Genomic DNA, 19377 nt, shown 5'->3' with positions numbered 1-19377 from the left:
GCCGCCAGAGCCTGTTGATGTTGCGTGCGAGCGCCGTGTTGGCGCCACAAACCGTGTCCGGCAAGGCGCGAGTCGCCGATCGTGGCGTGCCACGATCCAGACTGGCAACGCCGCCGGGCAGCCATTGTCGATTGTTTATGGGTGGCCCTACCCTTCGGAAAAAGTGCCCCAAAATCAAAACCACGACGGCAATCCCGCGTTCCAGCACGCTGGTGCAGCATGACTGCACGGCGCGCACGACGCCTCGTCTTGCCGCACAACAGCGCTTGGCGCGGACTCGCACGAAACCTCAACACGTCCTGGGGATGTACCGCGAAGTGCCGGGTCGCTGGCGATGACCGGCGTCGATTGCCTGGCTACCTTTGCGGTCGCCGACAGCGAAGTCGCGTTGCCGGGACAGGTCGTGCGCGAAGTCGTGAGCCGACCGGTGGAGCTGATGCCGGCGCCGCGCGCCCCGGCCTGGTCGCTCGGTGTCTTTTCCCTGCGCGGCGTGCCGGTTCCGGTAGTCGATATGGTCGGATTGCTTGGGTTGACGCCGACAGCCGACGATGTGGGCACCGATTACCAGGCGGCCCCCTGCGTGGCGATCATCGCCCACGGCGCGCGGCTGTTCGGCTTTGCGGTCGATCGTGTGCTGGATGTCGTCACGATCGATGCCGGTGCACGCCATGAAGGACATCGTGCCAGCGACGGCCTGATCACCGCGTTGTTCACGCGGCCCGACGGGCGCTGTGTCTATGTGCTCGATGTCGACGCGCTGTTTGCGCTCGACGAGCTGTTATCGGTTCGCGCGACCGCCGCTGCGATCGGTGACGCGACGCCTGCCGATCAATCTCGGCAGGCACCGGCGGCGACCGAACGTATGGTGATCCTGCGTGTCGGTGAACAGCATCTGGCATTGTCGATGTCCGTCATCCGCGAAATCTGCCCGGCCCGCGCGCCGGTGCCCCCGGCGCTGCATGCCGCGGCCTATCTCGGCCATGTCGACTGGCGGGGCCGTCGGTTGACCCTGATCGATCCGTTGGCGTTGCTGTATCTGCCGGACGTCGGGGATCCGACCGAGCGTGCCTGTCAGGTTGTCGTGACATTGGTCTGCGGCGAACTGGCGCTGGCCGTGGATGCGGTGGTCGATATCGCCGAAGTCGGCCCGGCGGCGCGGGTGCCGCTGGATCGGGCCGCAGCGACCGTGGCGGATGGTGCAACCCGGCTGATCGACGGCGTGCTCGAAGACAATGCCACGCACGGTGCGTTATGCCTCGATCACGAGGCGGCCGGCCGGGATGCGCGAATCATCGCCTATGCGGCGATAGGCACGTCAGGCGATCAAACGGCCGGTACGGTGGCTGCCGAACCGAGACAGCGCTTCGCCTATCTTCATTTCGAGGCCGGGCCCGGCCTGTCGACGCCGCTCGACGAGATCGTCGCGGTGGTCGAATACCCGGCCGAGGTGACAGCGCTGGACCGCGGCGACGTCTTCGTGGGCCGCTTCGTGCACGACCGACACAGCGTTGCCCTGGTCGATCTGCGCGGTCTGCTCGGCGGCGCGCCACGCGCTGGCGGCCGGGTCCTGATCGTGGATACCGGCAATCGGCGCGTCGGTTTCGCGGTCGAGGAGATCCGGCGCATCGATTACATCGAGGCACCCACGTCGAGCTTCATCGAACGGCGCCGAACGAGCCGTGACGGTTCGCCGTTCGACGACGCCATCCGGCTGGTCAGCCTGGGACGCGGGGCGGGCCAGCAGTTCCTGTCGGTCGTGCATCTGGCCCGGCTCGCCGAGCGCCTCTCGGCGCCGGCGTGCGTCTCGCGAGTGGGTCAGGCCTCCGGCTCGTAGCCCAGATTGGGCGCCAGCCATTTCTCGGCCGTGGTCTCGTCCCAGCCCTTGCGCTCGGCGTAGTCGCGAATCTGGTCCTTGGCCACGCGCCCGACCACGAAATAACGCGATTCGGGATGGCTGAAATACCAGCCCGAGACCGCGGCACCCGGCCACATCGCCCGGGACTCGGTCAGCTGGATGCCGGTGTTGGCCTCGACGTCCACCAGATCCCAGAGCGTGTCCTTGCCGGTATGCTCCGGGCAGGCCGGGTAGCCGGGCGCCGGTCGGATGCCGTTGTATTTCTCGGCGATGAGTTCGTCGTTGGACAGCGACTCGTCGGCGTCATGGCCCCAGATCTCGGTGCGCACGTACTTGTGCATCCATTCGGCGAACGACTCGGCCAGCCGGTCGGCCAGGGCCTCGACCATGATCGCGTTGTAGTCGTCGTTGGCCTGCTTGAATGCTTCGACCTTTTCCGGCGCGCCGAGGCCGGTGGTCACGGCGAAGCAGCCGATCCAGTCGTCCTTGCCGCTCTCGGTCGGGGCCACGAAATCGGCGAGCGAGCGATTGGGCACGCCTTTGCGATGCTCGGCCTGCTGGCGCAGCTGATGGACTACGGAGACGACCTCGCTGCGATCATCCGAGAGCACTTCGATATCATCGAGATTCCCGGCCGTGCGTGCCGGACAGATGCCGACCACGCCTTTCGCCGTCAGCCATTTTTCATCGACGATCTGTTTCAGCATCGCCTTGGCGTCGTCGAACAGTTTGCGGGCTTCCTTGCCCTTGTGCGGGTCGTTCAGGATATCCGGATAACGGCCTTTCATCTCCCAGGACAGGAAGAACGGTGTCCAGTCGATGGTGTCGATGAGCTCGTCGATCGGAAAGTCGTCGAAGACATACAGGCCGGAGACTGCATCGTCGCCGGCCTCGTGACCGCCCGGCAGGGGCTGGCGCTTGGCATAGGCGGTCTCACGCGGCAGCGTCGGCTTCGGCGGCGTGTAGTCGGCCCAGTCGAGCTGTACGCGGTTGGCCCGGGCGTCGTCGAGCGACAGGAATTTGGTCTGGCGCTTGGCCGCATGGCGCTCGCGCATCTTGTCGTAGTCCTCGCGCAGCTCTTCGACGAGCTTCTCGCGGGCGTCCTTGTTGACCATCTTGGAGGCCACGGGCACGGAACGCGAGGCATCCTTGACCCACATCACCGCGCCGTCATAGGCCGGGTCGATCTTGACTGCGGTATGGGCACGCGAGGTGGTCGCCCCACCCACCAGCAGCGGCGTGGTCATCTTGCGACGCTGCATTTCCGCGGCCACGTTGACCATCTCGTCCAGTGACGGGGTGATCAGGCCGGACAGACCGATCACGTCGGCATCGTGTTTCTCGGCGGCATCCAGAATATCGTTCATCGGCTGCATCACACCGAGGTCGATGACCTCGAAGTTGTTGCACTGCAGCACGACCGAGACGATGTTCTTGCCGATGTCGTGCACATCGCCCTTCACGGTCGCCATGATGATGGTGCCGTTGTTCTTCGAGGCATCGCCGGATTTGGCCTTTTCTTCCTCGATGTAGGGAATGAGATGGCCGACGGCCTTTTTCATCACACGCGCAGATTTCACCACCTGGGGCAAGAACATCTTGCCGGCGCCGAACAGGTCGCCGACCACGTTCATGCCGTCCATCAACGGGCCCTCGATCACCTCCAGCGGCTTGTCGGCCTGCTGGCGTGCTTCTTCGGTGTCCTCGATCGCATAGGTATCGATGCCCTTGACCAGGGCATGTTCCAGGCGTTTGGTGACTTCCCATTCGCGCCAGGCCAGATCCTCCTTGGATTCGGCTTTCTTGCCGCCGCCCTTGTACTGCTCGGCCAGTTCCAGAAGGCGTTCCGTGGCATCCTCGCGACGGTTCAGCACCACGTCCTCGCAGGCCTCGCGCAGCTCGTCGGGGATATCGTCGTAGACCTCGAGCTGACCGGCATTGACGATCGCCATGTCCAGGCCCGCGGGAATCGCGTGGTAGAGAAAGACCGAGTGCATGGCCTGGCGTACCCGCTCATTGCCGCGGAACGAGAACGACACGTTCGACAGCCCGCCGGAGACATGGGTCGCCGGGAACTTCTCGCGCACGCGACGCGTGGCCTCGATGAAATCCACGCCGTAGTTGTTGTGTTCCTCGATGCCGGTGGCGATGGCGAAGATGTTCAGATCGAAGATGATGTCTTCGGGCGGGAAGTCGAGTTTCTCGGTGAGCAGGGTGTAGGCCCGCTCGGCGATCTCGACGCGCTCGTCCTCGTTATCGGCCTGGCCTTCTTCGTCGAAGGCCATGACCACCACGGCCGCGCCGTAGTCCAGACAGGCCTGGGCTTTTTCCAGAAACGCTTCTTCGCCTTCCTTGAGCGAGATGGAATTGACCATCCCCTTGCCCTGAATGCACTGCAGCCCGGCCTCGATGACTTCCCATTTGGAGGAGTCGACCATGATCGGCACGCGTGCGATGTCCGGTTCGCCGGCGATCAGGTTCAGGAACTTGCGCATGGCCTGCTCGGAGTCGAGCATGCCTTCGTCCATATTGACGTCGATCACCTGGGCGCCGTTTTCGACCTGATTACGCGCCACCTCCAGGGCGGTGTCGTAATCCTCTTCCTTGATCAGGCGCTTGAAGCGCGCGCTACCGGTGACGTTGGTGCGCTCGCCGATGTTGATGAAGTTCGCTGCTGAGGTCATAAAGATAGTTATCCGCAGATGAACGCAGATGGCCGCAGATTAAGCGGATGAAGAATGTCGTGAACGCGATCGTATGAGTCGTCGATATTCGAGGCCGGCCCAATCACGGTTGATCGAAAGCGCGCGTCCGCCGTCGGTTGCCTTGGGATCATTCGATACCCGGGCCTGTCTCTTGGTTGTCTATCGGTCGAACGCCTCTGTCTTCACGATGATGTCGTCCTGGCACAAGCGAGCCGCCCGGTGACGGTCGGCCGCGTCCTTCCTTGAAGGCAAGACCGCGTGCGAACCGCTCGTTCGCCGCTGCCTCGCATGTCAGGACGCGATGGCCTGGCATGGCCGTGCCGATCAGCGCAGACGTCAGAGAATCATGATCCGTTTTATCTTCTCCCGTCGGCGATCGTCAGCAGGCACCGATGGCATTCAGGCCGCGTCCTCGTCGGCGGCCGACGAGCCGCCCGCCGTGAACGGTTCGAGGCCGGACAGACGCATGACGCGCTTGATGTCGGGGCGCTTCCGGGGGGCCTTGCCTTCAACTGCCTTGGCGATCGCACCGATGTGTTCGGGCGTCGAGCCGCAGCAGCCGCCGGCCATGTTGAGCAGGCCGGACTCGGCCCATTCGCCGATGTGTTCGGCCATTTCGTCCGGCTGCAGGTCGTATTCGCCGAATTCGTTGGGCAGTCCGGCGTTCGGATAGGCATGCACATAGCAGGGCGCGATCCGCGACATCTCGGCGACGTATTGACGCAGCGCATCCGGGCCCAGCGCGCAGTTCAGGCCCACCGTCAGCGGCCGGCCATGGGCGACCGAGTTGTAGAAGGCCTCCGTGGTCTGACCGGACAGCGTGCGGCCCGAGGCATCGGTGATGGTGCCGGAGATCATCAACGGAATCGTCTCGTCTCGTTCGCGCATCAGCTTGCGCACCGCATAGATGGCGGCCTTGGCGTTCAAGGTGTCGAAGATCGTCTCCATCAGGATGATATCGACACCGCCTTCCAGCAGGGCCTTCGCCGCCTCGCCATAGGCCTGGGCCAGCTCGTTGAAATCCGTGTTGCGCTTGCCGGGGTCGTTGACGTCCGGCGAGATCGAGGCGGTCTTGTTGGTCGGGCCGATCACACCGGCCACGAACATCGGATGCGCTTCGGTTTCGAATTCCTCGGCGACCTCGCGGGCGAGTTTCGCCGCCGCGATGTTCAGCTCGTCGGCCAGATCTTCCATGTGGTAGTCGGCCTGGGCGATGGTCGTCGATGAGAAGGTATTGGTCGTGATGATCTGCGCACCGGCCTCGGCATAGTCGCGGTGGATCCCGCGGATCAGGTCCGGCGCTGTCAGCGTCAGCAGATCGTTGTTGCCCTGCAGATCGGATGCCCAGTCGGCGAACCGCTCACCGCGATACTCGGCCTCCGAGGGGCCGTGGTTCTGGATCATGGTGCCCATGGCGCCGTCGATGACCAGAATCTTCTCGGCCAGCGCTTTCTCGATCGCGTCCAGTGATTTTGTCATGCCGTGTTTCCGAGCGAATGCGCAAATACAGGCGACAGAGTATATCCGCTTATCCGGATAAGCGAAAAATTGCGTATTGCGCCCGGCGTGTCGAGCCCCTAGCATGCAGAGCGTCACGGGTGCCGTATCGGGTCGCGATACGGGTAAACGGGAAATCGGTGCGGATGCGTTTTACAGGCGTATCCAAGGCCGATACTGCCCCCGCAACGGTAAGCAACACGAGCGTGGTCTCGTGCGACGCGACAAGCCACTGACGATGCCGTCGGGAAGGTGCGTCCAGGCTCTGGCCTGACTGCGAGTCCGGATACCGGCCGGTGACAAGGGGGCCCGTCCACGCACGGGTCGTGTCTGGGTGTGCGGATGGGCGCGCCTGCCGACCGGAAACTGTTATGAATATTCGTCTGAAGACCAGCCATGTTCTGGGGCTCGGTCTATGCACCGTGGCCGGCCCGGTCTGGGCTGCTCCGCCCATGTCCGATCTCGACGATGTGGTGGTCACGGCCACGCGCACCCCGCAATCCGCCGACGATACGCTGGCCGCGACCTCCGTCATCACCCGCGCGGACATCGAGCGCCGTCAGGCGACCAGTGTGGCCGAGCTGCTCGCCGATACGCCGAGTCTGGCGATCACCAACAACGGCGGTCCGGGCAAGCAGACCTCGATCTACATGCGCGGCATGGACAACAACCAGGTGCTGGTTCTGGTCGATGGCGTGCGCTGGGGTTCGGCAACCAGCGGTCAGGCGGCGATCCAGGATTTTCCGGTCTCGCAGATCCAGCGCATCGAGATCGTACGCGGGCCACGGTCGTCGCTCTACGGTGCCGATGCCGCCGGCGGCGTCATCCAGATCTTCACCCGCGACGGCCAGGGCAGTGCGGGCCAGGGCCCGACGCCTTATTTTTCCGCCACCGGCGGCACCTACGACACCTGGAAGGGACAGGCCGGTGTGTCCGGGGCCACGCCCCACGCGCATTACAACGTGAGCATGACCGGTGCCTACACCGGCGGTTTCGATGCCTGTCGGGGCCGCCCGTTCGCGAGCCCGGCCGGTGGCGCCGGCTGCTATGCCGACCAGCCCGACGACGATGGCTATAACCGTGTCGGCGGCTCGGCCAATGCCGGTTACACCTTCGACAACGGCGTCACGGTCGATGGCCACTATCTGCGGACCGAGGCCGATACCGAATACGATGGCACCACCACGAACGGTGCCCATTCGGTCCAGGAGGTCTATGGCCTCGATCTGGGGGCGCCGCTGACGGCGATATGGCGCAGCAAGCTCTCGCTTTCACGCAGCCGCGATCAGTCGCGCAACGATTTCGACGACCGTCGGGTCAGCCGGTTCGATACGCGCCGTGATGCGCTCAACTGGCAGAATGATTTCGCGATCACCGACGCGCAGACGTTCACGCTGGGTCTGGACTATCGCCAGGACGAAATCACCAGCTCGGCGGATTACAAGGAGACCAAGCGCGACAACACCGGGCTCTACGGCGAGTATCAGGCCCGGTTCGGCGCCCACGAGATCGATCTGGCCGGCCGCGGCGATCACAACGAGGCCTACGGCGATCACGCCACCGGCTCGATCACCTACGGCTATCACATCGATCCGACCTATACCGTCACGGCCGCCTACGGCAACGCATTCACGGCACCGACCTTCAATGATCTCTATTATCCGGACACGCCCGGGTTTGCGCCGGCCTCGAATCCGGATCTGAACGCCGAGAAATCGCGCACCGCGGAGCTGGGCCTCAAGGCACGACCGCGCTGGGGGCACTGGTCGATCCATGCCTATCAGACCGATGTAGACGACCAGATCGCGCTGAATGCGGATTTCACTCCGCTCAACCTGGATTCGACGCGTATCCGCGGTATCGAGGGCGAGGCGACGGCCTATGTCGGTCGCTGGCGTGTCGGTGCGAGCGCCAACTGGCTGGATACCAGGAACGAAACCACGGATGCGGACTACGGCAACGAGCTCGCCCGACGGCCGGACTACTCGGCTTCGCTGAGCCTAGACCGAGACCTGTACAGCCGTTTCTCGGCCGGTGCGGACGCCCAGCTCGTCGGTGCACGCTATAACGATCTGGCCAACACGAATGAGCTGGGCGGCTATGCCCTGTTCGGCCTGCGCGGCGAGATGCGCGTGACGAAGGCGTGGAAAGTCCAGGCTAAGCTATCCAATCTGTTCGATCGCGATTATCAGACGGTCGACTTCTACAACCAGCCCGGCCGGACGGTGTATTTCACCGTGCGCTATGCCCCGGGCGATACGTAATCGACGAGGCCCCATGACGGATTCGAAAAGCGATGCACGCCACAAGAAGGCGATGCAGAAACAGAAGGAAAAAGTCGACTCGGCGATCGCTGCGGCGGACACCGAACGCGGCGTCTTCGTGTTCATCACCGGCAAGGGCAAGGGCAAGTCGAGCTCGGCCTTCGGCATGGTCATGCGCGCGCTTGGCCACGGCCAGAAGGTGGGCGTGGTGCAGTTCATCAAGGGCGTGCAGCTCTCCGGGGAGGAGATGTATATCCGGGATCACTGTCCCGAGGTGACGTTCTACCAGATGGGCACCGGCTTCACGTGGAACACCCAGGATCGCTCGGGCGACATCGAAGCCGCCGAGCGCACCTGGGCCCAGGTCGAGCCGATGTTGCGTGATCCGGCCTACGATCTGGTCGTCATCGACGAGCTGACCTATATGCTCGGCTACAAGTATCTCGACGACGACAAGGTTCTTGAAGCCATCAAGAACCGGCCGGCCGCACAATCGGTGATCGTCACCGGCCGCGGCGGCGGCTCGGCCCTGCGCGAGGCCGCCGATACGGTCTCCGAGGTCGACAACGTCAAGCATGCCTTCAAGGCCGGCATCAAGGCACGTGCCGGCGTGGACTATTGAACCTCGCGCACCGGTCAGGCCGTGGATCGCGGCCATGGTGACGCGCGACACGCTGTGGCAGCCCGGACAGCTGGTCGCCGGCGGGACTTATATGCCGGCCGCTTGTCTACCGAGCGGATGGTGTGGCTATGTCGATGCCCGAGGCGTGCATACCGTGGCCGAGCAGATGCAGCAGAGCCTGTCCTCGGCGCCGCTGCTCGGCGGTGTGTCGCAGGCAGAGGCCTGGTTCAATCACTGCGTCGATCCCGATGAACCGCTCGATATGCTGGCCCCGGATGTGTTGCTCGATCGCGCGGCCGCGATGCGCGGGCTGCCTGCCAGGGTCCTGGGCATGATGACCGCGGCTTCGATGGCCTCCCTGCGGGTGGCCAGCGCGCCGTTGGCCGGTGATCGCACGAGCGTAATGGTCACCTGCGATACGGACAACGCGGCGCGTGTAGGCGAGCCCGCGACGGCGGGCGCGGAGCCGGGCACCGTCAATATGGTCGTGCTGCTGCCGGTGGGCCTGAATGAAGCGGCTCGTGTGGATTGCGTGGTCACGTTGACCGAGGCCAAGACAATCGCCTTTGTCGACAGCGATGTTGCCGGCGCCCGCCGCAGGCGGCAGGCCAGCGGTACGGAGACCGATGCGGTCGGCGTCTTCTGCCCGCAGGTCGGGCCGCGTCTGGTGGCGGCCGGCAAGCATACCGAAATCGGCGAGACGGTTGGCCGTCTGGCAGTCACGGCTCTGAAATCCGCGATCGCGGGCAATCGTCGTGCGTCGGCACATGGTTGAATCGACGATGGCGGCACGCACGCTGATGATCCAGGGCACGACCTCCGACGCCGGCAAGTCCACGCTGGTGGCCGGCCTGGTTCGGGCCTGGGCGCGACGCGGCGTGGCGGTGGCGCCGTTCAAGCCCCAGAACATGGCCCTCAACAGTGCGGTTACTGTCGACGGTGGCGAGATTGGACGATCTCAGTATCTGCAGGCCCAGGCCGCGCGCATCGCGCCGACGACCGACCTGAATCCGGTGCTTTTGAAGCCGTCGAGCGATGTCGGTGCCCAGGTGATCGTGCATGGTCATGCGGTGGCCGCCATGAACGCCGGCGATTACCACCAATACAAGCGACAGGCGATGACCGCGGTGCTCGCCTCGCACGCGCGTCTCTGCGAGCGGTTTACGCGCGTGATCGTCGAAGGCGCCGGCAGCCCGGCCGAGATCAATCTACGCGATGACGACATCGCCAACATGGGGTTCGCCGAGGCCGTCGACTGTCCCGTGATCCTCGTGGCCGATATCGACAAGGGCGGTGTGTTCGCCCAGCTCGTCGGTACACTGGCGCTGCTGTCGGCCTCCGAGCGCGATCGTGTGACGGGTTTCGTGATCAACAAGTTTCGCGGTGATCGGGCATTGCTGCAGCCCGGACTGGACTGGCTGGAAGCACATACCGGCAAGCCGGTGCTGGGCGTGCTGGAACATCTGGCTGGATTGTCGCTGGACGCCGAGGATGCGATCACGACCGATCAGACCGTGGGCGACGAGACGCTGGTCGTCCAGGTGCCGGTCACGCCGCGTATCAGCAACCACACGGATTTCGACGCCCTGCGCGCTCATCCGCGTGTGGATCTGCAATTCGTGCGGCCCGGCGAGACGCCGGGCCCGGCCGATCTGGTCGTGCTGGCCGGTTCCAAGAACACGCGTGTCGATTGCGACTGGTTGCGCCAGGCGGGCTGGGGCGAGCGGCTGAAGCGCCATCTGCGCTACGGGGGCAGAGTGCTGGGTATCTGCGGTGGTTATCAGATGCTCGGCATCGATATCGCCGATCCGGACGGTATCGAGGATACGCCCGGCACCACGGCCGGTTTCGGACTGCTCGACCTGAATACACGGCTCGATGCCGACAAGCATCTGCAGAACGTGACCGGTGAACTGGTCGGTGGCGGCGTGATCGCCGGCTATCGTATCCACTGCGGGCGGACGCAGGGCGCCGGGCTCGCACGGCCGTTCGTGCGACTCGCCGACGGGCCGGACGGCGCGCTGTCGGCCGATGGCCAGGTGGCCGGCACTTACCTGCATGGCCTGTTCGATACCGGGGCCGGCTGTGACGCGGTGCTGGCCTGGGCCGGTCTGCCGGACGGCGGCGCGATCGATCACGCCGATCGTCGCGAGGCCAGCCTCGAACGTCTGGCCGACGCGATCGAGGCCGCGATCGACATCGAGGCATTGCCGTGAAGCCGGCCGGGTTCATCGTCGGCCTGGCGCTTGCCACGCTGCTGGCTTTCATGGCGGCGCTGGTCTTTGGCGCCATCCGGCTGGGACCGGTCGCTGTGCTGGGCGCGTTGTTGCATACCGGCACGGCCTCGTCGAAGACCACGCTGATCGTCGAGGCCATTCGGTTGCCGCGGGCCGTGCTCACGTTGCTGGTCGGTGCGGTGCTGGCGATCTCCGGTGCCGCCATGCAGGGCCTGTTTCGCAATCCGCTGGCCGATCCGTCGCTGATCGGCGTAACCGCCGGTGCCTCGGCCGGGGCCAGTCTGGCGATCGTGTTCGGCGGTGCGCTGGCCGGCTGGGCCGGGCTGTCGCTGGTCTCGATGGCAGCCTTCGCCGGCGGCGGCCTGGCGGTGTTGCTGGTCTATGTGCTGGCCACACGGGCCTCGGGCACCTCGGTGGCCACCATGCTGCTGGCCGGCATCGCCATCTCGGCGCTGGCCGGTGCCCTGACGTCGTTGCTCGAGTTCTATGCCACCAACGACATGTTGCGGCGCATCAGTCTCTGGCAGATGGGCGGGCTCGAAGGCGCGAACTGGTCACGCGTGACCGTGCTCGCCGTCGTGGCCGGCGGCGTGCTCGTCGGTCTGCCAATGCTTGCCCGCGCGCTCAATGCGCTGTTGCTGGGCGAATCGGAAGCGCGACATCTCGGTTTCGCGGTCGGGCGGGTCAAATACGTGCTGATCGGTCTGGTCGCGCTCGGGGTCGGGGTATCGGTGGCGCTGGCCGGTGCGATCACCTTCGTCGGCTTGGTGGTGCCGCATATCGTGCGGCTGGCGATCGGGCCCGATCATCGCCGCCTGTTGCCGGCCTCGGCCCTGGCCGGCGCGTGCCTGCTGCTGGTGGCCGATACGCTGGCCCGTACCGTGATTGCGCCCACCGAGCTGCCGGTCGGCCTGTTGACGTCGGTGCTCGGTGCGCCGTTTTTCATCCTGCTGCTGCGCGGCACGCGGGACTACGCGCTGTGACGCTTGAAATCGATCAGCTGACGGTCGGCCCGGCCGGGCACGAACGGCTCGTCGATGTCTCGTTGCGCGTGGCGCCGGGCGAACTGCTGGCGGTGATCGGCGCCAACGGGGCAGGCAAGTCCTCGTTGCTGCAGGCCATCGTCGGCGACGTGTCGCCTGTGGCCGGGCGTGTGGTGTTCGCCGGCCGTGCCATGGATCGCTACCCGCGTCGCGAGCGGGCAATGCGCGTCGGCGTCCTGGCCCAGGCCAGCCCGTTGGCGTTTCCGTTTTCCGTGCGCGATGTGGTGGCCCTGGCGCGCAGCCCGCATGGCACCGGGCGTCGTGTGGATTGCGAGATCGTCGAAGCCGCCGCACAGGCCACCGATATCGTCGCGCTGCTGGATCGGGCCTATACCCGGCTGTCCGGCGGCGAGAAACAGCGGGTACAGCTGGCCCGCGTGCTGGCCCAGGTCTGGCGCGCCGAGGACGCCGGCACGCGACTGCTGCTGCTGGACGAACCCGTGGCTGCGCTGGATATCGGGCATCAGAGTCTGGTCATGCACACCCTGCGCCGGGTCGCGGCCACCGGCGCGGCCGTGGTGTTCGTCGCCCACGATGTCTCGCTGGCGGCCGCGCATGCCGATACGATGCTGGCGCTGGCCGACGGGGCGTCCGTGGCCTGCGGGCCGCCGGCCGCGGTCGTGACGGCCGAGACCATGACGCGGCTCTATGCAGCCGAGACCCGCATCATCACGCATCCGACCACGGGCACGCCGGTGGTGCTGCATGGGTAAACATCATCTGGTTCTGGGCGGGGCGCGCAGCGGCAAGAGTCGTCATGCCGAAGCCGTGGCGTTGGCCCTGCCCGCAGCCGATCGTCATGTGTACGTGGCCACCGCCCGGGCCCACGACGCGGAAATGGCCCGCCGTATCGCCGCCCATCGGGCCGAGCGCGATCCTCGCTGGCAGACCGTGGAAGCGCCGCTTGCGCTCGGCGATTGCTTGGCGGGCATCGATGCGCCCGGCACCGTCGTGCTTGTCGACTGCCTCACGCTGTGGCTGTCCAACGCGCTGGCAGCCGACTGCTGGGCCACCGAGCGGGACCGTTTTCTCGATGTGCTCGACTGCTGCGATGCGTGTGTCGTGCTCGTGTCCAACGAAGTGGGTTCCGGCGTGGTGCCGCTGGGGCAATTATCCCGGGCGTTCGTGGACGAGGCCGGTTGGTTGCATCAGGCGCTGGCGCGTTCCTGTGAGCGGGTCGAGTTGGTGGTGGCGGGATTGGTGTTGGATTTGAAGCGATCGGCTGGTGCTTGATGAGCACATCGATTGGCGGGCTGTTTTGTCGATGAGCGCGATGACTCGCTTACGGGGCGCCCCTGGCGCCGGTTTCGCGTTGCAGCGCGAGTCACGTTCGTTTGCGTGTCCAAACGAACGTAGCCCAAGGCAAAGACACCCTCTCAGCCGCCCGCTTCGCGGGCCCACACCGATGCTCGGTCCCGGCGGATGCGGCAAAAGCTCAGGCCGCTTGTCGCGCCGGTCCCGTCATGCGGCGACGCCGATGTTTTGTCTCGCACTGGGCCGGCGCAGCCGGCGCCGACCCGGGTGTCTTTTTCCTGGTGCCGTCTTCTGGACAAACGGCAGTACGAAACCGGTGCCAGGGGTCCCGTGTGAGCTGTTTCTCTCGACTTGCGAAGAAAGGCTGAACGGCTGAATTCGGCTGCAATTCCCGACCCACTGAAAACTGCGATCCCATGCCCAACACCGAATGGCTATGCCAACCGACCGCGACACCCAACGAGGCGGCCCGCGCGGCCGCGATCGCTCGCCAGAATGAGCTGACCAAGCCGCCGGGCTCGCTCGGTCGGCTGGAGACAGTCGCCACCGATTTCGCGGCTTGGCAGGGCGTCGAAAAACCGGCGCTGGATACGATCACGCTGGCAGTATTTGCCGGCGACCATGGTGTGGTGACGCGCGGCGTATCAGCGTTTCCACAGAGTGTGACTGCTCAGATGATCGCCAATTTCGCAGCCGGTGGTGCGGCGGTGGCCGTGCTCGCGCGCGAAGCGAGGGCGGCGATGACGGTCGTGAATCTCGGCACCGTCACGCCCACCGACGACATCCCGGGCGTCATCAATCATCAGCTGGCGCCGGGCACGGCTGATTTCACCGCGGATGCGGCGATGCCCCTGGATACGCTTGCAGACGCGCTGGCGGTCGGGGCGGCAGCGATCGATCCCGGGGCGAGCCTGTTCGTCGGCGGCGAGATGGGCATCGGCAACACCACGAGTGCGGCTGCGGTGCTTGCCGCACTCATCGGCCTCGACGGCGCGGCCACGGTCGGCCGCGGGACCGGCGTGGATGATGCCGGGCTTGCGGCCAAGCGGGCCGCGGTCGATGCCGGCCTGGCCCGGCACGCCGCGCGCTGGGCCGGTCTGGATGCGCCCGACGCCGCGCTTGCCGTGTTGGCCTGTGTCGGCGGGCTCGAAATCGCGGCCCTGACGGGCGCCTACGTCGCCGCCCCGCAGGCCGGCGTGCCGGTGCTGATCGACGGTTTCATCAGCAGCGTGGCCGCCTTGGCGGCCGTACGCATCAACCCTGGTGTCGCGGACTGGCTGGTCTTTGGGCATCGCTCGGCCGAGACCGGCCATGCCCGTGCGCTCGCGGCGCTCGGGGCCGAGCCGATCCTCGATCTCGGCATGCGGCTCGGTGAGGGCAGCGGGGCCATGACGGCCGTGCCGGTGATTCGCGCGGCACTCGCCGTTCACGCGAAAATGGCCACCTTTGCCGAAGCCGGCGTCGGGGCCTGATGCCCGCCCGCCGGCCAACGATGATGTGATCCGTCGAGACCAGGCGCCGTGCCCGGCGCCCCGATGTCGACCTGAAAGACGAGAGATGCGCGAATGCCAGAATTCAATATGCCGACCACGCAAGTGGATGTATTGCGCCACGCCGAGTGCGAGGGCGGCAGTATCTTCCGGGGCTCGACCGATGTGCCCTTGTCGGATGCGGGCTGGGCGCGGCTCAAGCGCGTGACCGAGCCGTTGTCCGGCTGGGATACGATCGTGACCTCGCCATTGACACGCTGTCGGGCGTTTGCCGATTGGCTGGCCGAGGCGCGCGGTCTGGATGTGGTGGTCGATCCGCGTTTCCGCGAGATGAATTTCGGCGACTGGGAAGGCGTGCCGATTACCGATGTCTGGAACAGCCAGCCGGAACTGGCCCAGGCCTGGTATGTCGATCCGGGCAATCACGAGCCGCCGAACGCCGAAAAGCTGGTCGATATCCGGGCGCGTGTGGCCGAGGCCTGGGCCGATCTGGTCGCGACCCATGAGGGCCGTCATGTGCTGTTGGTGTGCCACGGCGGGGTGATCCGCAATCTGGTCTCGCACGTGCTGGATCTGCCGCTGGGCGCGACCAACCGTTTCGGCATGCCCTACGGTTGCCGGTCGCGCATCGATGTGACCCATTCGCCGAGCGGCAGCATGGCACGCCTGATGGGCTACAACCTCGACAACGCCGAGTAGCCGTGCGCGGTCGCATAACGCCACTGCTGCTGGCGCTCGTACTGCTGACCACACTGCCGGTCGGCCGCGCGCTCGGGCCCGATGTGTCCGCGCGTGACGTCGGGCGCTCGGTCGCCTGGTACCCGGCGGTTGGTGGCATCATCGGGCTGTTGCTGGCGCTGGTGGCGGCGTTGACGGCCACGGCACCGGCCTCGGTGGCCGGCGCCCTGTTGCTCATCGCCTGGATCGGGCTGACCGGCGGACTGCATCTGGACGGGCTGGCCGATGCCACCGACGGTGCATTGGCCGGGCATCGCAATCGCGATCGGACGCTGGCGGTGATGGCCGAGCCGACGGCCGGGCCCATGGCGGTGATCGGGCTCGTGACGATACTGCTGACCAAATATGCCGGACTCGTCGCGCTTGTCTCGGCGCCGGCGGGTGCCGCGGTGGGTAGCTGGTTCTGTGTGCCGTTATTCGCGCGGGCTGCGGCCGCCGCCTTGATGACGAGCACGGCCTATCGGCGTCGCGACGGTATCGCCCGGGACCAGGCCGCCTGGCGCTCGGCGCCGCGCATCTGGGGGGCGATCGCGATCAGTCTGTTACTCGGTATGCTGCTGCTCGGTCTGTGGACGGCCCTGTTGCTTGCGTGTCTGAGCGGGCTGACGGTCTGGCTCTGGCGTGGTTTCTGGCAGGCCCGGATCGGCGGCTATACCGGCGACGTGGCCGGGGCCCTGATCGAGATCGTCGAGGCGGGGCTGCTGGTCGCGCTGGCCTGGGGCAGCGGATGGGCCTGAGTCTGGCCATACTCGCCGGGCTGATCACCGATGCATTGCTCGGTGAGCCGCGCCGGGCGCATCCGCTGGTGTTCTTCGGCCAGTGCGCCGAACGCTGGGAACGCCACTGGCACGCCGATCGCGTGGCCACCGGCGGCGGGGCGCTGGCCGCACTCGTTGTACCGCCGGTCATAGTCGCGGCATGGATGGCGGCCGTGTTGCCGTTGCCGCTGGCCTGGTTCGTGGTCGCCGTGCTGGTCTGGCTCTCGATCGGTCGACGCAGTCTGGCCGCGCACGCCCGGCCGGTGGCGACAGCGCTGGATGCGGGCGATCTGGCCGGCGCGCGTCGCCGGGTAGCAGCACTTGTCTCGCGCGAGACCGAGGCGATGGACGCCGACGGCGTCTGCCGTGCGACGCTCGAATCGGTGCTGGAAAACAGCAGTGATGCCGTGACCGCGCCGCTTGTCTGGGCCGCACTCGGCGGCGGGCTGGCCGGGCCGGCCGGTGCGGCGGCGGCCGTGGTGGGCCATCGGCTGGTCAATACGCTCGATGCGATGTGGGGTTATCGCACCGCGCGGTTCGGGCGTTTCGGTCGCGTGGCGGCACGCCTCGACGATCTGCTGAACTGGCTGCCGGCGCGCGTGACCGCGCTGGCGTTCGCGGTATTCGGCGACGGGCGCGCGGCACTGGCGTGCTGGCATCGTCAGGCACGGGCCTGTGATAGCCCGAACGCGGGGCCGGTCATGGCCGCCGGCGCCGGGGCACTTGGCGTGCGTCTGGGGGGGCCGGCGATCTATCACGGCGCCTGGCGGGATCGGCCGACGCTCGGCCGGGGGCAGCCGCCGACGCCCGCCGATATCGAGCGCGCCCTGAGTCTGGTCGATCGGGCCGTGGCCGGGCTTGTTGCCGTCGTGCTGCTGCTGGGGCTGGCATGAGCGAAGCCCGTCACGGTGGTTGTCTCAGCGCGGCGGCACGGCGCTGGGGCCTCGCGCCGGCTGCCTGGCTGGACCTGTCGACCGGCATCGCACCGTGGTCCTGGCCGGTGCCGGAGGTGCCGGGCGAGGTCTGGGCGCGTCTGCCCGAGCCCGACGATGGCCTGGAGGCAGCGGCTGCGGCCTGTTACGACGTGCCCCGATCCGATCTGCTGGCGGTACCGGGCAGCCAGTATGCGATTCGGGCCCTGCCGCGCCAGGTCCCGCCGGGCTGCGTGGCCGTGCCGCGTACCGGCTATACCGAACATGCGGCTGCCTGGGCGGCGGCCGGTCACAGGGTCTGTCATTACGACGACACGGCCGCGTTGGCCGGGATGGTGTCCGGGCTCGATCACGCGGTGGTGATCGCCCCCAACAACCCGACCGGTGAATGGCCACCCGCGGATCGGCTCGCGGTCATTGCCGAGGCGCTGGGTCCGCAGCGCCTGATCGTGGATGCGGCCTTTGCCGGCTGCCGCAACGTGCGGCCATCGTTCCCGGAGACAGCGATCGTGCTGCGCTCGGTCGGCAAGTTCTTCGGCCTGGCCGGCCTGCGACTCGGTTTCGTCAGTGCCGCAGCGGCGACGCTGTCGCCGCTGGCCGCGGACATCCGCCCCTGGGGCGTGTCGCATCCGGCCCGCTGGATCGGCGTACGGGCATTGGCCGATGGGCAGTGGCAGTCCATGCAACGCCATCGAATCGCCCGCGCCGAAGACGCGCTCGTCTCGCGACTGCGGGCGACGTTCGGTTCGGCGGCCGGTATTGTCTCCGGCGGGCTGTTCGTGAGCGTGTTCTTCGATGCGCCCGGCCCGGCAGCGGCCTGGCATGAGGCGTTGGCACGGCGCGCGATTCTCACGCGTCTCGGAGACGATGGGCACTGGTTGCGTTTCGGTCTGGCACCGGACGACCAGGCCTCGCGGTTGGCCACGGCACTGGCTGCGGCCGCGGATGAGGCCCCGGCGTCCTGATGACGCGCCCGGGTTTTCCACAGGCAATCCAACTTATGCACAGAGTTGTTCTACATCGCCGTTGGGTGCGATTGGCAACGATCGGGCTGGTCGCCTGGGGCGCGCTCGTGGCGGCTTCAGCCGCCCAGGCCGCGGTTTCAGCGACCGATTTCACCGGACATCGCGTGACGCTGGCGCGTCCGGCCGAGCGCATCGTCGCGTTGACGCCGCATCTTGTGGAAAACTTGTTCACAGCCGGGCTGGGCGATCGGCTCGTCGGCGCGGTGCGTTATAGCGACTATCCGGCGGCTGCGCAAAGGATACCGCGCGTCGGCGGGTATCGGTCGGTAAGCCTGGAAGCGATCGTCGCCCGGCGGCCCGATCTGGTGGTGGCCTGGGCGCAGTCCGATACGGCCGATGTCGTACGCCGGTTACGCGGGCTCGGTATCGCCGTCTATGTCGATGATCCGACCGATTTCGCCGGTATCGCCCGCACGATCCGCGATCTTGGTCGGCTCGGCGGTACGGAGGCGACCGCCGAGACTGCGGCCACGACGTTCACGAACCGGATGCATGCGTTGCGATCCCGTTACGGCAAGCAGCGGCCGGTCTCCGTATTCTATGAGGTGGCCATGGACCCGCTGATCACCATCAGCGGGTCCAGCATGATCGGGGCGGCGATCCGTCTGTGTGGTGGGGCGAATATTTATGAAGACGCACCAACCGCGGCGCCCCATATCGGTATTGAATCGCTGATTGCACGCAATCCCGATGCGATCGTCTCCGCCCAGCCGGCGGACGACGATAAAAGCTGGCAACGCGCCTGGCAGCAATGGCCGACGCTGGATGCCGTGGCCCGCGATCATTTCGTGACCGTGCCCCGCGGCGCGATGAGTCGGCCGACCGTGCGGATGGCCGAGGCCACGACGCGCCTGTGCCAGGGTCTGGAGCGCGTACGCCGCGATTCCCCGAACGCTGATACGCCTGATCAGGCGCGTCCATCATCGCACGACGCGTCCTGATCCCGACATCAACACA

Annotated in this window: 14 protein-coding genes, 2 pseudogenes and 1 riboswitch; of the genes and pseudogenes, 14 read left to right on the top strand and 2 right to left on the bottom strand. The window is 66.6% G+C overall.

The genetic code is table 11. The annotated features are described in order from the left end of the window. The first annotated feature begins 334 nt into the window (after nucleotides 1–334). Nucleotides 335–1834: a chemotaxis protein CheW gene (locus D3260_RS11415; protein WP_120098730.1), complete on the top strand. Its 1500-nt coding sequence runs from the start codon at nucleotides 335–337 to the stop codon at nucleotides 1832–1834. On the opposite strand, the pseudogene metH reads toward D3260_RS11415, so the two are convergent. Together metH and D3260_RS11405 are read right to left on the bottom strand one after the other, a co-directional pair. Beyond that, nucleotides 1816–4539: pseudogene (gene metH / locus D3260_RS11410) on the bottom strand (methionine synthase); the annotation flags it as partial. The gene D3260_RS11415 and the pseudogene metH sit on opposite strands and share 19 nt — an antisense overlap. A gap of 465 nt (nucleotides 4540–5004) precedes the next feature. Then, nucleotides 5005–6039: pseudogene (locus D3260_RS11405) on the bottom strand (homocysteine S-methyltransferase family protein); the annotation flags it as partial. Between the two features lie 100 nt (nucleotides 6040–6139). After that, nucleotides 6140–6370: riboswitch (cobalamin riboswitch) on the top strand. Nucleotides 6371–6428: 58 nt separating this feature from the next. Between D3260_RS11405 and D3260_RS11400 the strand changes: the two are divergent. The 13 genes from D3260_RS11400 (at nucleotide 6429) to D3260_RS11340 (ending at nucleotide 19361) form a co-directional block, all read left to right on the top strand. Further along, nucleotides 6429–8321: a TonB-dependent receptor domain-containing protein gene (locus D3260_RS11400; protein ID WP_120098727.1), complete on the top strand. Its 1893-nt coding sequence runs from the start codon at nucleotides 6429–6431 to the stop codon at nucleotides 8319–8321. Nucleotides 8322–8334: 13 nt separating this feature from the next. Then, nucleotides 8335–8943, top strand: a complete 609-nt coding sequence (cobO, locus tag D3260_RS11395; protein WP_120098726.1) for a cob(I)yrinic acid a,c-diamide adenosyltransferase — start codon at nucleotides 8335–8337, stop codon at nucleotides 8941–8943. Between the two features lie 34 nt (nucleotides 8944–8977). Next, nucleotides 8978–9718: an adenosylcobinamide amidohydrolase gene (locus tag D3260_RS11390; RefSeq protein ID WP_158583508.1), complete on the top strand. Its 741-nt coding sequence runs from the start codon at nucleotides 8978–8980 to the stop codon at nucleotides 9716–9718. A gap of 7 nt (nucleotides 9719–9725) precedes the next feature. Beyond that, nucleotides 9726–11159: a cobyric acid synthase gene (locus D3260_RS11385; protein WP_120098791.1), complete on the top strand. Its 1434-nt coding sequence runs from the start codon at nucleotides 9726–9728 to the stop codon at nucleotides 11157–11159. Then, a complete protein-coding gene (locus D3260_RS11380) occupies nucleotides 11156–12163 on the top strand; it encodes an iron ABC transporter permease (RefSeq protein WP_233544046.1) in 1008 nt (335 codons plus the stop codon). Before D3260_RS11385 ends, D3260_RS11380 begins: the two co-directional genes overlap by 4 nt. After that, nucleotides 12160–12936, top strand: a complete 777-nt coding sequence (locus tag D3260_RS11375) for a heme ABC transporter ATP-binding protein (RefSeq protein WP_233544045.1) — start codon at nucleotides 12160–12162, stop codon at nucleotides 12934–12936. Before D3260_RS11380 ends, D3260_RS11375 begins: the two co-directional genes overlap by 4 nt. Continuing rightward, complete coding sequence (cobU, locus tag D3260_RS11370; protein ID WP_120098724.1) at nucleotides 12929–13456, top strand: bifunctional adenosylcobinamide kinase/adenosylcobinamide-phosphate guanylyltransferase; 528 nt, start codon at nucleotides 12929–12931, stop codon at nucleotides 13454–13456. Before D3260_RS11375 ends, cobU begins: the two co-directional genes overlap by 8 nt. 437 nt (nucleotides 13457–13893) lie before the next feature. Then, nucleotides 13894–14949, top strand: a complete 1056-nt coding sequence (gene cobT, locus D3260_RS11365) for a nicotinate-nucleotide--dimethylbenzimidazole phosphoribosyltransferase (RefSeq protein ID WP_120098723.1) — start codon at nucleotides 13894–13896, stop codon at nucleotides 14947–14949. Between the two features lie 93 nt (nucleotides 14950–15042). Next, nucleotides 15043–15666, top strand: a complete 624-nt coding sequence (locus D3260_RS11360) for a histidine phosphatase family protein (protein ID WP_120098722.1) — start codon at nucleotides 15043–15045, stop codon at nucleotides 15664–15666. A 2-nt stretch (nucleotides 15667–15668) separates the two neighbouring features. Then, entirely contained in the window at nucleotides 15669–16442 is a 774-nt protein-coding gene (locus D3260_RS11355; protein ID WP_158583507.1) for an adenosylcobinamide-GDP ribazoletransferase, read from the top strand. After that, on the top strand, nucleotides 16433–17356 hold the full coding sequence (gene cbiB, locus D3260_RS11350; protein ID WP_120098720.1) for an adenosylcobinamide-phosphate synthase CbiB: 924 nt from the start codon (nucleotides 16433–16435) through the stop codon (nucleotides 17354–17356). The genes D3260_RS11355 and cbiB overlap by 10 nt, the downstream gene beginning before the upstream one ends. Continuing rightward, nucleotides 17353–18360, top strand: a complete 1008-nt coding sequence (locus D3260_RS11345) for an aminotransferase class I/II-fold pyridoxal phosphate-dependent enzyme (protein ID WP_120098719.1) — start codon at nucleotides 17353–17355, stop codon at nucleotides 18358–18360. Before cbiB ends, D3260_RS11345 begins: the two co-directional genes overlap by 4 nt. Before the next feature lie 35 nt (nucleotides 18361–18395). Next, entirely contained in the window at nucleotides 18396–19361 is a 966-nt protein-coding gene (locus D3260_RS11340; RefSeq protein ID WP_158583506.1) for a cobalamin-binding protein, read from the top strand. The last annotated feature ends 16 nt before the right edge of the window (nucleotides 19362–19377 follow it).

It is taken from the genome of Salinisphaera sp. Q1T1-3, from assembly GCF_003602005.1.
Lineage (GTDB): Bacteria > Pseudomonadota > Gammaproteobacteria > Nevskiales > Salinisphaeraceae > Salinisphaera.
This window is presented reverse-complemented; position numbering and strand designations above follow the sequence as displayed.

Bases quoted from the DNA above. Each gene is read 5' to 3' on its own strand.
- D3260_RS11415 (WP_120098730.1), top strand. From the start codon at position 335: ATGACCGGCGTCGATTGCCTGGCTACCTTTGCGGTCGCCGACAGCGAA.
- D3260_RS11400 (WP_120098727.1), top strand. From the start codon at position 6,429: ATGAATATTCGTCTGAAGACCAGCCATGTTCTGGGGCTCGGTCTATGC.
- cobO (WP_120098726.1), top strand. From the start codon at position 8,335: ATGACGGATTCGAAAAGCGATGCACGCCACAAGAAGGCGATGCAGAAA.
- D3260_RS11390 (WP_158583508.1), top strand. From the start codon at position 8,978: ATGGTGACGCGCGACACGCTGTGGCAGCCCGGACAGCTGGTCGCCGGC.
- D3260_RS11385 (WP_120098791.1), top strand. From the start codon at position 9,726: ATGGCGGCACGCACGCTGATGATCCAGGGCACGACCTCCGACGCCGGC.
- cobU (WP_120098724.1), top strand. From the start codon at position 12,929: ATGGGTAAACATCATCTGGTTCTGGGCGGGGCGCGCAGCGGCAAGAGT.
- cobT (WP_120098723.1), top strand. From the start codon at position 13,894: ATGCCCAACACCGAATGGCTATGCCAACCGACCGCGACACCCAACGAG.
- D3260_RS11360 (WP_120098722.1), top strand. From the start codon at position 15,043: ATGCCAGAATTCAATATGCCGACCACGCAAGTGGATGTATTGCGCCAC.
- cbiB (WP_120098720.1), top strand. From the start codon at position 16,433: ATGGGCCTGAGTCTGGCCATACTCGCCGGGCTGATCACCGATGCATTG.
- D3260_RS11345 (WP_120098719.1), top strand. From the start codon at position 17,353: ATGAGCGAAGCCCGTCACGGTGGTTGTCTCAGCGCGGCGGCACGGCGC.
- D3260_RS11340 (WP_158583506.1), top strand. From the start codon at position 18,396: ATGCACAGAGTTGTTCTACATCGCCGTTGGGTGCGATTGGCAACGATC.